The 13,026-nt window shown below is 62.3% G+C and carries 13 protein-coding genes; 6 read left to right on the forward strand and 7 right to left on the reverse strand.

Annotation, left to right across the window (positions count from 1 at the left end; all coding sequences use genetic code 11):
- The first annotated feature begins 3 nt into the window (after positions 1-3).
- Positions 4-876, forward strand: a complete 873-nt coding sequence (gene cysW / locus OC605_RS22040) for a sulfate ABC transporter permease subunit CysW (protein WP_262139469.1) — start codon at positions 4-6, stop codon at positions 874-876.
- Positions 877-879: 3 nt separating this feature from the next.
- Positions 880-1,869, forward strand: a complete 990-nt coding sequence (locus tag OC605_RS22045) for a sulfate/molybdate ABC transporter ATP-binding protein (RefSeq protein ID WP_024011135.1) — start codon at positions 880-882, stop codon at positions 1,867-1,869.
- A gap of 82 nt (positions 1,870-1,951) precedes the next feature.
- Here the strand turns inward: OC605_RS22045 and OC605_RS22050 are convergent, their stop codons facing one another.
- Positions 1,952-2,476, reverse strand: coding sequence for a DUF962 domain-containing protein (locus OC605_RS22050; protein WP_262139471.1), 525 nt, complete (start codon positions 2,474-2,476; stop codon positions 1,952-1,954).
- An 84-nt stretch (positions 2,477-2,560) separates the two neighbouring features.
- Between OC605_RS22050 and OC605_RS22055 the strand changes: the two genes are divergently transcribed.
- On the forward strand, positions 2,561-3,238 hold the full coding sequence (locus tag OC605_RS22055; RefSeq protein ID WP_262139473.1) for a Crp/Fnr family transcriptional regulator: 678 nt from the start codon (positions 2,561-2,563) through the stop codon (positions 3,236-3,238).
- 161 nt (positions 3,239-3,399) lie between these two features.
- On the opposite strand, the gene uraH is transcribed toward OC605_RS22055, so the two are convergent.
- Positions 3,400-3,810 carry a hydroxyisourate hydrolase gene (uraH, locus tag OC605_RS22060; protein ID WP_042610175.1) on the reverse strand — a complete coding sequence of 137 codons (411 nt, stop codon included), beginning with the start codon at positions 3,808-3,810 and terminating at the stop codon, positions 3,400-3,402.
- 11 nt (positions 3,811-3,821) lie between these two features.
- Entirely contained in the window at positions 3,822-4,307 is a 486-nt protein-coding gene (locus OC605_RS22065; RefSeq protein ID WP_039756342.1) for a GlcG/HbpS family heme-binding protein, read from the reverse strand.
- Positions 4,308-4,443: 136 nt separating this feature from the next.
- Here OC605_RS22065 and OC605_RS22070 point away from each other — a divergent pair, with 136 nt between their 5' ends.
- Together OC605_RS22070 and OC605_RS22075 are read left to right on the forward strand one after the other, a co-directional pair.
- Positions 4,444-5,124: a heavy metal response regulator transcription factor gene (locus tag OC605_RS22070; protein ID WP_186568479.1), complete on the forward strand. Its 681-nt coding sequence runs from the start codon at positions 4,444-4,446 to the stop codon at positions 5,122-5,124.
- Complete coding sequence (locus OC605_RS22075; protein ID WP_262139475.1) at positions 5,114-6,499, forward strand: heavy metal sensor histidine kinase; 1,386 nt, start codon at positions 5,114-5,116, stop codon at positions 6,497-6,499. The genes OC605_RS22070 and OC605_RS22075 overlap by 11 nt, the downstream gene beginning before the upstream one ends.
- Positions 6,500-6,601: 102 nt before the next feature.
- On the opposite strand, the gene OC605_RS22080 is transcribed toward OC605_RS22075, so the two are convergent.
- Positions 6,602-7,606: an AraC family transcriptional regulator gene (locus OC605_RS22080; RefSeq protein WP_186568481.1), complete on the reverse strand. Its 1,005-nt coding sequence runs from the start codon at positions 7,604-7,606 to the stop codon at positions 6,602-6,604.
- Between the two features lie 100 nt (positions 7,607-7,706).
- On the opposite strand from OC605_RS22080, the gene OC605_RS22085 reads away from it, so the two are divergent.
- Positions 7,707-8,777 carry a fatty acid desaturase gene (locus OC605_RS22085; RefSeq protein ID WP_262139477.1) on the forward strand — a complete coding sequence of 357 codons (1,071 nt, stop codon included), beginning with the start codon at positions 7,707-7,709 and terminating at the stop codon, positions 8,775-8,777.
- 200 nt (positions 8,778-8,977) lie between these two features.
- On the opposite strand, the gene OC605_RS22090 is transcribed toward OC605_RS22085, so the two are convergent.
- The 3 genes from OC605_RS22090 to OC605_RS22100 are packed head-to-tail and all read right to left on the reverse strand — an operon-like array spanning position 8,978 to position 13,013.
- Complete coding sequence (locus tag OC605_RS22090) at positions 8,978-10,588, reverse strand: arylsulfatase (RefSeq protein WP_262139479.1); 1,611 nt, start codon at positions 10,586-10,588, stop codon at positions 8,978-8,980.
- A gap of 14 nt (positions 10,589-10,602) precedes the next feature.
- Positions 10,603-11,418: an ABC transporter ATP-binding protein gene (locus OC605_RS22095; protein ID WP_262139481.1), complete on the reverse strand. Its 816-nt coding sequence runs from the start codon at positions 11,416-11,418 to the stop codon at positions 10,603-10,605.
- Positions 11,415-13,013 carry an ABC transporter permease gene (locus tag OC605_RS22100; protein ID WP_262139483.1) on the reverse strand — a complete coding sequence of 533 codons (1,599 nt, stop codon included), beginning with the start codon at positions 13,011-13,013 and terminating at the stop codon, positions 11,415-11,417. Before OC605_RS22100 ends, OC605_RS22095 begins: the two co-directional genes overlap by 4 nt.
- Between the last annotated feature and the right edge of the window lie 13 nt (positions 13,014-13,026).

A 13,026-nucleotide genomic window follows, 5' to 3' on the forward strand; every position in this document is an offset into this window, starting at 1 on the left:
AACATGTCCCAATCGTCCATTGCGGCCGCCTCTTCGGCCAACGCTGCACGCCGTGGCAGTGCCACTTCGCGCAGAGTCCTGATCGGTCTTGGCTGGCTGATTTTTTTCCTGTTTCTGCTGCTGCCGTTGTTCATCGTCGTATCGCAAGGTCTGAAAAACGGTCTCGGCGCGTTCTTCACCGCGATCTTTGAGCCGGACGCGCTTTCGGCACTGAAACTCACCGTGTTCGCGGTGCTGATCTCGGTGCCGCTGAACCTGGTATTCGGCGTCAGTGCGGCATGGTGCGTGAGCAAATACTCGTTCCGTGGCAAGAGCATGCTGGTGACGCTGATCGACCTGCCGTTCTCGGTGTCGCCGGTGATTGCCGGTCTGGTCTACGTGCTCATGTTCGGCGCTCAGGGCCTGTTCGGGCCGTGGTTGCAGGATCACGACATCCAGATCGTCTTCTCCCTGCCGGGCATCGTGCTGGCGACGATTTTTGTCACCGTGCCGTTCGTGGCCCGTGAACTGATCCCGCTAATGCAGGAACAAGGCACCCAAGAGGAAGAAGCCGCGCGTCTGCTCGGCGCCAATGGCTGGCAGATGTTCTGGCACGTCACCGTGCCCAACATCAAGTGGGGCCTGATTTACGGCGTGGTGCTGTGTACCGCGCGGGCTATGGGCGAGTTCGGTGCGGTGTCGGTGGTTTCCGGGCACATTCGCGGGGTGACCAACACCTTGCCGCTGCACGTCGAGATCCTCTACAACGAATACAACCACGTTGCCGCGTTCGCCGTGGCGAGCCTGTTGCTGATCCTGGCGCTCTTCATCCTGCTGCTCAAGCAGTGGAGCGAAAACCGTATCAACCGCCTGCGCGCCAGCGCCGCGGAGGAATAATTCATGTCGATCGAAGTGCGTAACGTCAGCAAGAATTTCAACGCGTTCAAGGCGCTGGACAACATCAGCCTGGATATCCACAGCGGTGAGCTGGTCGCGCTGCTTGGTCCGTCGGGCTGCGGCAAAACCACCTTGCTGCGCATTATTGCCGGTCTGGAAACCCCGGATCAGGGCAACATCGTTTTTCACGGCGAAGACGTTTCCGGCCACGACGTGCGTGATCGCAACGTCGGTTTCGTGTTCCAGCATTACGCCTTGTTCCGCCACATGACGGTGTTCGACAACGTCGCGTTCGGCCTGCGCATGAAACCGAAAAACCAGCGCCCGAGCGAAAGCCAGATCGCCACCAAGGTTCACGAACTGCTGAACATGGTGCAACTGGACTGGTTGTCGGATCGCTACCCGGAGCAGTTGTCCGGAGGCCAGCGTCAGCGTATCGCGTTGGCCCGAGCCCTGGCGGTGGAACCGAAAGTGTTGCTGCTCGACGAGCCTTTCGGCGCCCTCGATGCCAAGGTGCGCAAGGAACTGCGGCGCTGGTTGGCGCGGCTGCACGAAGATATCAACCTGACGTCGGTGTTCGTGACCCACGACCAGGAAGAAGCGATGGAAGTCGCCGATCGTATCGTGGTGATGAACAAAGGCGTGATCGAGCAGATCGGCTCACCGGGCGACGTCTACGAAAACCCGGCCAGCGACTTTGTTTATCACTTCCTCGGCGACTCGAACCGCTTGCTGCTGAGCGATGACAACCATGTGCTGTTCCGCCCGCACGAAGTGTCGTTGTCCAGGCATGAGCTGGAAGATCACCATGCCGCTGAAGTGCGTGATATCCGCCCATTGGGTGCGACGACGCGGGTGACACTGAAGGTGGAAGGGCAGACCGATCTGATCGAAGCGGAAGTGGTCAAGGATCACGACAGCCTGATCGGTCTGGCCAAGGGTGAGACCTTGTTCTTCAAGCCGAAGGTCTGGCAGAAAGTCGCCAATATTTAAAGGCAAAAGCTTCGCGAGCAGGCTCGCTCCCACAGGGAAAACTCATTCCAAATGTGGGAGCGAGCCTGCTCGCGAATACGATCTAGACAGCAGCGCGATTCGGATTGACCCGCACCACCCCCGCCCGCAACTCGATCTCTTGTTTCAATTCCTGCCGCAGCCCGAGCAAGAACGCCAGCTCGGCCACGACAAACAACGGCCCGACAATCAGCCCGCTGATGTCATCGACAAATGCCGGTTTGCGCCCTTCATAGTGATGCCCGACAAACTGGATCACCCAGCCGATCACGAACATCGCCAGGCCGCTGCTCAGCCAGACCAGGGTGCTCTGCTGCGCCAGTGCATGTCCGGCCCACACCGACAGGCCCATCAGCACTGTCATCAACACGCCGAACTTCAACTCCAGACGCAGGTAAAACCACGCCGAGGCCAGCGCCACTAAAACGGCTGGAGATATCCACAACCCGCCCAGCGCCCACTGCGGCCGAGACAGCAGCACAGCCACCGCCACCACGATCAGCGGAATGCCGATAAAGTGGCTGGCGATGTTGCGCGGGTCGCGGTGGTAGGCGGCGTATTGACTGAGGTGGTCGACGAGGCTTTTCATTGTTGTTCCTCCAGTGGGGTTGAATGCATCATCCCTCGGGATCCGCGTTCGCTCTGTCGGGCAGGCGACACTCCAGGAGTGGTTATGCAAATTCGTGCACGGTTGCTCAACGGCCAGTGGTTCAGCCATCTGCCTGCATCTTTTCAGGATAGCCTGCTGGCGCTGGCCCGAGAGCGGCGGCTGACGGCGGGGCAACGGCTGTTCCAGCGTGGCGATGCACCGTGCGGTCTGTACGCGGTGCTCGATGGCGCCGTGCGCATTGGCGCGGTGAGCGAGCAGGGCAAGGAGGCGTTGTTGAGTCTGGTGGAGGCGCCGCACTGGTTCGGCGAAATCTGCCTGTTCGACGGTCAGCCACGCACCCATGACGCCTATGCGGTCGGGCCGTGTACCTTGCTGAATATTCCCCAGGCGGCGTTGCTCAAATTGCTCGACGAACAGCCGCAGTATTGGCGGCATCTGGCGCTGTTGATGAGCCACAAATTGCGCCTGGCCTTCATCAATCTCGAACAGCTGAGCCTGCTGCCCGCCCCGGCGCGTCTGGCGCATCGCTTGCTGATGATCGCCGAAGGCTATGGCGAACTCGACGCACCACGCCGGACGCTGCAACTGCCGCAGGAGCAGTTGGCGGCGATGCTATCGCTGTCGCGGCAGACCACCAATCAGATCCTCAAGGATCTGCAGGGGCAGGGGATTATCGGGTTGGCTTACGGCGAAATCGAAATTCTCGATGCCGCAAGACTGCGTGCCCTGGCCACGATCTAAAAACTCACGCCGATCCAATGTCGGAACTGGCACCTGTGGCGAGGGGATTTATCCCCGCCGGGGCGCGCAGCGGCCCTGAAAAAATGGGACCGCTGCGCAGTCCAACGGGGATAAACCCCCTCGCCACAGAGACCAGTTCCAACAAAGGATCTGTGTTTATCTTACGACCCGCGATAGGTCGAGAAACCGTACGGGCTCAGCAGCAGCGGGATGTGGTAGTGCTGATCTGTCTGCTTGACCTGGAAGATCACCGGAATTTCCGGGAAGAACGTCTCGTGCTTGATCTTCTGGTAGTACTCGCCGGTCTTGAACACCACGCGGTATTCACCGGCTTCGAATGGCTGTTTGGCCGGGAACAGCTCGGCGATCCGCCCTTGCTCGTTGGTGGTGCCTTGGGCCAGTGGTTGCCAGTTTTCGCCGACGTGTTTTTCCAGGGTTACGTTGATGCCCGGTGACGGCAGGCCGTTTTCCAGGTTGAGCACGTGCACGCTCAGCGGATTGCCGGCGGCCAGCGCCAGGCTGGAAACAGCGCTCAGGCCGAGCGCGGCGAGGGTCATGCGCAGGGTGGTCATGGTGGATCTCCTTAGTGGGAACGGGTGATGCTCAGGCCGGCTTTGTCGGCGGCGGCGCGGGCGCAGTTTTCATCTTGTTCACCGCCGCCGGAACCGGCCACGCCCATGGCGCCGACCAGTTCGCTGCCGGCGAACAGCGGAATGCCGCCGCCGAGCAAGAGCAATTCATCGAGGGTGTTGAGGTTGGCGGTTTCCGGATTGCTGCGGGCGCGCTCGGCGAACAGCCGCGTCGGCGTCTTGGTCGACAGCGCGGTGTAGGCCTTGCGCTGGCTGGCGGCGGTGTTGTGCGGGCCAACCCCGTCACCACGCAGAGTCACCAGCAGGTTGCCGCCACGGTCGAGTACCGACACCGTGCCGGTGCAACTGCTCATCGCCTTGTCCGCCAGCCAGCGTGCGGTTTTCAGGTCGAGATCGGCGTGGCGCGGCAGTTCTGGCGTGGCGCTCGCTACGCCGCTGAGGCCGAGGATCAGGCTGGCGACAAGGTATTTGACGGTCATGTGCAGGCTCCGATTGAGAAGGTCTGCACCTTAACCGGCGCACTTCGTCAGAACCCCGTCAGGCGGATTACAAGTTTGTAATGGGCAACGGCGGCGAACACGCCTAGCCTGTGTACCTGATCAATCGAGGTGTGCCATGCGTTTGCTGGTCGTAGAAGATGAAGCCAAAACCGCGAATTTCCTCGCCAAGGGCCTGGGCGAGTCGGGATTCGCCGTGGACGTGGCGCTCAATGGCCTCGACGGCCGCTATTTTATCGAGCAGCAGGAATACGACCTGATCATCCTCGACGTGATGCTGCCCGGTCTAAACGGCTGGCAATTGCTCCAGCTGATCCGCCAGCGCGGCGCCACACCGGTGCTGTTTCTCACCGCCAAGGACGCCATCGAAGACCGCGTCCGTGGTCTTGAGCTGGGCGCCGATGACTACCTGCTCAAACCCTTCGCCTTCGCCGAGTTGCTCGCGCGCGTGCGCACGCTGCTGCGGCGCGGGCCGATGCGCGAAGCCGAGTCGTACAGCATCGCCGACCTGGAAATCGACGTACTGCGCCGCCGGGTCAGTCGCGGCGGCCAGCGCATTGCCCTGACCAACAAGGAATTCGCCCTGTTGCAGCTGCTCGCCAGCCGCGAGGGCGAAGTGCTTTCGCGCACGCTGATTGCCTCGCAGGTGTGGAACCTGAATTTCGACAGCGACACCAACATGGTCGAGGTCGCCGTGCGTCGCCTGCGTGCCAAGGTCGATGACCCGTACATGCCGAAACTTATCCACACCGTGCGTGGCGTCGGTTATCAACTGGAAGCGCCGGACGATGTGGAGTAAGTCGATCGCCTGGCGATTGGCGCTGGCCTTCGCCATGGTCTGCGCGCTGGTGCTGAGCGCAATCGGCGTGTTTCTCTACCGCTCGCTGGCCTCGGAACTGGCCTTTCGTGACGACATGGCCTTGCTCGGTCGCCTCGAGCAAGTGCGCGCCTTGCTCGCCGACAGCGACAGCCTCGACGCCTTGCAGGCACGGCCACGGCTGTATCAAAACATGCTCGGCAATCTCGACAGTCTGCTGCTGGTGCGCCGGGCCGACGGCTCCAGCGTGATCGCGATCAACCCGCGCCAACGTGAATTGCCGGCGCTCAATGCATTAGCGCGAGAGCAAATTCCGCAGCGCCGTGACGTGCTCACCTGGCAGGCGAGTGACGGCGCCGAGCTGGCCTTGCTGTCCGGCCAGGCCCAAGGCCCCAACGGTGAAACCCTGACGGTGATCGCCGGCAAAGTGCTCAGCGAGCGCGAGCAGATGCTCGGCAGTTATCGCCTGCGTCTGTATCTGTCCGTCGGCCTCGGCGCGGTGCTCGCGTTTGCTCTGGGCCTGCTGTTGCTGCGGCGTGGCTTGCAGCCCTTGCATCAGTTGAGCGAAGCGGTGCGCAGTATCGATCTGCGCAGCCTCGATCGACGCCTGCCCACCGAGGGCACGCCGAGCGAACTGCGCGAACCGGTGCACGCGCTCAACACCATGCTGGCGCGGCTGGACGACAGCGTGCAGCGCCTGTCGCAGTTCTCCGCCGACCTTGCCCACGAAATCCGCACGCCGCTGCACACCTTGCTCGCCAGCAACGGCCAGGCCCTGAACCACCCGCGCAGCACGGCCGAATATCAGGAAGTGCTGGCCTCGAACATGGAAGAGTTCGAACGGCTCAAGCGCATGGCCGAGAACCTGATGTTCCTCGCCCGCGCTGAGCAGGCCGAACGCGCGCTCAATCTGCACACACTGAATTTGCGCAACGTCGGCGACGAACTCTGCGATTACTTCGAAGCCCTGGCCGATGATCGCGAGCTTCAACTTGAAAACCGCATGCACGACGAGTTGCTCGCCGACCAGCAACTGCTGCAACGCGCCCTCGGCAACCTGCTGGCCAACGCCGTACGCCACGCCGACCCCGGCACCCTGATCAGTCTGCAACGCTTCGATGAACCGGGTATGTGCTGGCTGCAAGTGCACAACCACGGCCCGGTCATCGCGCCAGAGCATCTGGGCAAACTGTTCGACCGTTTCTACCGCGTCGATCCTTCACGTGCGGAACCGGGAGATTCGGGTGGGCTGGGTTTGGCGATCGTGCAGTCGATCATGCAATTGCATGGCGGGCGGGTGCGGGTGAGGAGTGACGCCGACGGCACTGTTTTTGAGCTGGGGTTTGTGGTGGTCTGACGGCCTCTTCGCGAGCAGGCTCGCTCCCACAGGGGAACGCATTCCAACCGTGGCAGCGAGCCTGCTCGCCATGGCGCCGGATCAAACAATGGTGATTTCAGCTCAACGCAACCCATCGCGAAACTGCCCCGGCGTCATCCCGGTCCAGCGCTTGAACGCGCGGCTGAAGCTGCTGGTGTCGGCGAATCCCAGCAGATAGCTGACTTCACTCAAGGAACACTGCGGGTCACGCAGGTGCAGCAGCGCCAGATTTTCACGGCTTTCGTTGAGCAGGGTGTCGAAGCGACAGCCCTCATCCGCCAGATGCCGCTGCAGGCTGCGCAGGCTCAGGTGCAAGGCCTGGGCGATGCGTTCGGCGCTCGGTTCGCCGTCGGGCAGTTGTTCTTCAATGGCATCGCGCACCTTGCGCTCCCAGGTCAGCGGTTTGAGCTGGGCGAGGGTGCGTTTGAGTACGGCTTCGTTGTGTTCGGCCAGTTCCGGGTTGGCGTCGTCGAGGTGGCTGTCGAAGTCGCTGAGGGCGAATTCCAGGCGGTCTTCGGCGGCGCAAAAGTGCACCGGCGCGCGGAAGACTTTGTGCCATTGCTGGGCATCGCTCGGTTCGGGGCGGCGCAAGTACACCGCCAGCGGTGCGTAGTCACGGCCGAGGCGATTGCGGCAGGTACGCACGTAGATCGCCGCGAAGGCGTCGATGGCTTCGACGGCCGGCGCCGGGTTGCCGGGCGGAATTTTCAGGCGGAATTGATAGCGGTCTTCGCTGCGGCTGAGCTCCAGTTCCAGCGCATCGCTGACCACCGGGTGATAGCGCACGATGCGCTCGAACACCTCGCGCAAGCTGCCGCTGGCCACCAGTGCATAACCGAGCGCGTGGAAGGTGGTCGGGCTGACGAAACGCGACACGCGCAAGCCCAGCGCCGGGTCGCCGCTGGCCTGCACGGCGAGTGCCCACAAGCGCGTGGTGCCGGACAGCGGATAGCGCGCGTTTGGGTCGTCCATCAGCGCTGGGTCGAGCCCGGCCTGTTGGCACAAGGCAAGGCTGTCCAGCCCGAGCGCGTCAAGTTGTTTGCGCAAGGCGCGGGTCCAGCTGGCGAGGGAGGTCGGTTCCTTCATGCGGATTGGCGCGTCCGGTCAACAGGTTGGCGTTCTTGGCTAGCGCGGATCGAACCCCGGCAAGGCACGATGCATTCATCTTAGACCCGAGGATGGAAGCATGGACGGTACTTCTGCAAGCCCTGAACGACTGAATGCGGCGCAGCGCTCGGCACATATTCGCCAGGTGGTGCTGGCCAAAGGTGCGCAATTGCGTGAGCGCTACCCGATTCTTCAGCATCAGGATGCCCTCGGTGCGGGGATTCTGGCGTTCGCGCTGGCCGGGATGATCGGCTCGGCGGCGCTGTACATCACTGGCCATATGGCTTGGTGGGTGTGCCTGCTGCTCAACGGGTTTTTCGCCTCGCTGACCCATGAGCTGGAACACGACCTGATCCACAGCATGTACTTCCGTAAACAACGCGTGCCGCACAACCTGATGATGGGCCTGGTCTGGCTGGCGCGGCCGAGCACGATCAACCCGTGGATCCGTCGTCATCTGCACCTCAACCATCACAAGGTTTCCGGCACTGAAGCCGATATGGAAGAGCGCGCAATCACCAACGGCGAGCCGTGGGGTTTTGCCCGTCTGCTGATGGTCGGCGACAACCTGATGTCGGCGTTTATCCGCCTGCTCCGCGCCAAGACCTGGGCACACAAGTGGAGCATCGGCAAACGCGTGCTCAAGGTCTACGCACCGCTGGCGCTGCTGCATTGGGGCGCGTGGTATGTGTTTCTCGGCTTTCACGCGGCCAATGGCATCGCGCATTTGCTCGGTTCGCCCATCGAGTGGTCGGCCACCACGCTGTCGGTGATGCAGGTGATTGATATCGCCGCCGTGGTGATCATCGGCCCCAACGTGCTGCGCACTTTCTGCCTGCACTTCATCAGCTCGAACATGCATTACTACGGCGACGTCGAACCGGGCAATGTGCTGCAGCAATGTCAGGTGCTGAATCCTTGGTGGCTGTGGCCGTTGCAAGCGTTCTGCTTCAACTTCGGCAGCAGTCACGCGATTCATCATTTCGTGGTCAAGGAGCCGTTTTACATTCGCCAGATGACCGTGCCGGTAGCGCACAAGGTGATGCGCGAGATGGGCGTGCGGTTCAATGATTTCGGCACGTTCGGGCGGGCTAACCGGTTTGTGCGCAAAGATGAGGAAGTGGTGTCCGGGGAAGCGGTGGAGGCCTGACAGATGCCCCTCACCCTAACCCTCTCCCAAGGGAGAGGGGACTGACCGAGGGATATTGAAGAGCTACACCGACGTGAAAGAGCGCCAGTGAATCCATAATCGACCTGGATTTCGCAGGTCGATGTTTGACGGCAGACAACTCGGTCGGCTCCCTCTCCCTCTGGGAGAGGGCTGGGGTGAGGGGGGCTTTTGATCTTGCTTCAATCCGGCTGAAACGGCGAAGCACTGAGGATTACTCCGGTCTCCTCGACATACCGCTGCCAATGCGCGATCAAGTCAGTGAGTTTCTGCGGCTGACTCAACGCCAGATCATGAATCTCCCCCGGATCGCTGGCCAGATCATAAAGCTGCCAGGTCGCCGGCCCCACGGGTCCCGGAATGAATACCGCTTTCCACGAGCCTTGGCGAATCGCCCGACGTCCGAACAATTCCCAACCGGTGACCGTATGCTCGTCATGCACCTGCGCGGTCTCGCCGGACAAAAAGCCCAGCCACGACTTGCCGCGCAGTTGCGCCACCGCTTTGCCTTTCCACTGTTTACCCGGATGCCGCACGCCAGCCAGATCGAGAATGGTCGGGGTGATGTCCATCACCGTGCCGAAACCATGGCTGATCTGCCCTTTGAGCGGCAATTGTGGATAGTGCAGCAGCGCCGGCACGCGGATCCCGCCCTCGGTGGTGAAAGCCTTGAACAAGCGTGACGGCGCGGTTGCCACTTGCGCCCAGTTCGGCCCGTACCAGACGTAGGAATTGGCCCGGCCGATGTTGTCGAGGCTGTTGTCGTAATGCTGGTTGAGGTAGGTCATCAGCTCCGGGCCGAACTTGGGGAACGCTTCCAGCAGCGCGCCTTCGGCACCGTTGTCGGACATGAACAGGATGAAGGTGTTGTCGAGCTGGCCTTGCTGGCGCAGGTAATCGACGACCCGGCCGATGTTCCAGTCCATGCGCTCGACCATCGCCGCGTAGACCTCCATCGCTCGTGCGGAGAACTGCTTTTGCTCGTCGCTTAACGCGTCCCACTGTTTGGTCAACTGAATCAGCGGATGCGGCTCGACGTCTGGCTCAATCAGACGGAGGGCTTTAAGTTTTTCCAGGCGCTCCAAACGCAGCACTTCCGGACCCGCGTCGTAGCGGCCGCGGTATTTCTCAACGATCTCGGCGGGCGCCTGCAACGGCCAGTGCGGTGCGGAGAAGGGCAAATAGGCGAAGAACGGCCGGGTCTGATCGCGTTCCTTGAGGTACTGCAGCAACTTGTCGCCGAAGGCGTCGGAGGAATAGAAATCCTTCGGCAACTCGTCGAGAAACTGATCGTCTTCGATGTACAGCGCCGGGGTGGATTTCAGCAGCCCGGGGGTTTGCTCATCGTAGGTCGGCTCGAACCCATAGTGGTTTGCGGCGCCCGGCAGCAGCGAAAACGAGCGCTCGAAGCCGCGTGCATGGGGCGCCAGTTCAGCCTTCAGGCCGAGGTGCCATTTGCCGCTCATCAAGGTTTGATAACCGGCCTCGCGCAGCAGCTCGGGCAGGGCGACGACGCAGTCGTTGAGGTAGCCTTCGTAGCCGGGTTTGCCGATCAGGTCCGGGGTCAGCGCTTCGGCCATGGTGCCGATGCCGGCGATGTGGTGATCGGTGCCGGTCAGCAACATCGAGCGCGTCGGCGAGCAGGTCGGTGCGGTGTGGAAATCGGTCAGGCGCAGGCCGTTCTCGGCCAGCGCATCGAGGTTCGGCGTAGCGATTTCGCCGCCGAACGCACCGATGTCGGAAAAGCCCAGGTCGTCGGCCAGAATCACTAGAAAGTTGGGACGTTGCGGCATCGCGAAACTCCTGTTCAGCAGGCAATGAACGTCAGCGGCAGATCGCGGATCTGCACCGCTGCGCTCGGTTGGTAATGGTCATCACTGGTCAACTCGTGCAGCAGTTCTTCACGCAACTGATGGAAGTCGTAACTGCTGCGCTGGCGCGGGTGCGGCAAAGCGATGCCGACCACTTGCTTGATCCGCCCCGGACGCGGCTCCATCACCACCACGCGGTCGGCCAGAAAAATCGCTTCCTCGACATCGTGGGTCACCAGAATCGTGGTGATCTTTGCCCGATCGCGGATCGCCAGCAGCTCGTCCTGCATTTGCTGGCGAGTCAGCGCATCGAGGGCGCCGAAGGGTTCGTCGAGCAACAGGATTCGCGGGCTGGCGACGAGGCCGCGAGCGATCGCCACGCGCTGCGCCATGCCGCCGGAGAGTTGATGCGGATAGGCCTGGGTGAAATCGCTGAGGCCGACCAGCTCGATGAAATCCTTGATGCGCTGTTGTTTCTGCGCGCCGCTCAGCGGTTCATTGACCAGACCGAGGCCGATGTTGTCGGCGACGGTCAGCCACGGAAACAGGCGATGTTCCTGAAAGACGATGCCGCGCTCGCCGCCGATGCCGCTGACAGCTTTGCCATCGACGCTGATCTGTCCGCGAAACTCGGTGTCGAGGCCGACCAGCAAACGCAGCAAAGTGGATTTGCCGCAGCCGCTGGAACCGACAATGGCGACGAATTCGCCCTCGGCAATGTCCAGGTTGAATTCGCGAATCGCCTCCAGTTCGAAACCGTTGACGGCGAAGGATTTGCCTACGTGGTTGAAGCTGACAATCGGTGCGTTCATGCGTGTCTCCAGCGGGTCGCGCGAATTTCCAGGCGTTGGCCGATCAGGTTGAGCAGGGCGCCGGTGAGGCCGACCAGCAGCATGCCGGCCATGATCAGGTCCATGCGCAGCAACTGTTGTGCGCCGATCATCTGGCTGCCGATGCCGCCATTGGACGGCATGAAATATTCAGCGCCGATGGTGCCGAGCCAGGCGTAGATCAGGCTCAATCTGAGCCCTGCGAAAATCCCCGGCGCAGCGCCGGGCAGGACCAGTCGACGCAGGCGCTGGCCGAGGCTCAGGCGCAGCACTTGCGCGGCTTCGTTGAGTTGCGGCGAGAGGTTGGCGACGCTGCGCTGGGTGGCGACGAACAGCGGAAAGAATGCAGCGAGAGCGACGAACACCCACTTGGCCAGTTCGCCGAGACCGAACCACGCGGTGAGCAGCGGCACCCAGGCGAAAATCGCAATCTGCCGCAGTGCGGCGTGTGTCGGGCCGAGCAGGCGTTCGCTGAAACGCGACAGGCCGAGCAACAAGCCCAGGGCGAAACCGAGTCCGCCCCCGATCAGCAAACCGCCGAGGGTGCGGCTCAGGCTCAGCGCCATGCCGTTGACCAGCGTACCGTCGAGCAGTCCGTCCCATGTCGTGCTCAGCACAGCCGCAGGGCTGATCAGAATATTCGCGTCGACCCAGTGCTGATCATTGGCGTGTTGCCAGAGCGCCAACAAGCCCAGCGGCAACAGCCACGGTTGCAGGCGTTGCCAGCCCTGATAGCGCGGGCCGCGAGTGATGTGCGCGGTGGCCGGGTGCGGCCAGTGCACCAGTCTGCGGTCGAGCAGACCGATGCCGCGATCCATGGCCACACCGATCAGACCGATGACCACGATGCACACGAACACGATGTCGAGCATGAACAGCTGCCGCGCCCAGACCATCAGATAGCCGATGCCTTCACTGGAGGCCAGCAGCTCGACCGCCAGCAACGAGGTCCAGCCGGCGGCGAGTGCCAGGCGCACGCCGGCCATGAACGCCGGCAGCGCAGCGGGAAGCACCAGGCGCCGAATCAGCAGACGCGGCGGCAGGCGCAACACGGCGGCGGCTTCGCGCAGTTTCGGTTGTGCATCGCGTACGCCAACCAGTGTGTGCAAGGTCACCGGCACCACAATGGCCTTGATCAGCACCACCAGTTTCAGCAGTTCGCCGATGCCGAAAAACACCATGAACAGCGGAATCCACGCCAGCGTCGGCACCTGCGCCAACCCGGCGAATGTCGGGAAAACCAGGCGCTCCAGACGTCGACTGAAACCCAGTGCGGCGCCAAGCACCGCGCCGGTCGAAACGCCTGCCAACAAGCCCCAGAACAACCGTTGCAGGCTGATCCACAAATGACTCCACAACTCGCCTTGGGCCAGTTCCACAGCGCTGCTCCACACCAGCGATGGCGCCGGTAAAATCTGCTCGCTCATCCACTGATTGCGCGCGGCCAGCCACCACAGGACGAACAGGCTGGCGGGCAACAGCCAGGGCAGCAGGCGTTGATTCAGGCTCGGCCAGGTGCGACGGCTTTTCAGCGGCGGCGCGGCCAGCGGCAGGCTGAGCAGGGATTGACGGGCCATGGGTGACCTCCGT

The organism is Pseudomonas sp. Marseille-Q5117, from assembly GCF_946901175.1.
In the GTDB taxonomy this organism is placed as follows: Bacteria; Pseudomonadota; Gammaproteobacteria; order Pseudomonadales; family Pseudomonadaceae; genus Aquipseudomonas; species Aquipseudomonas iranensis.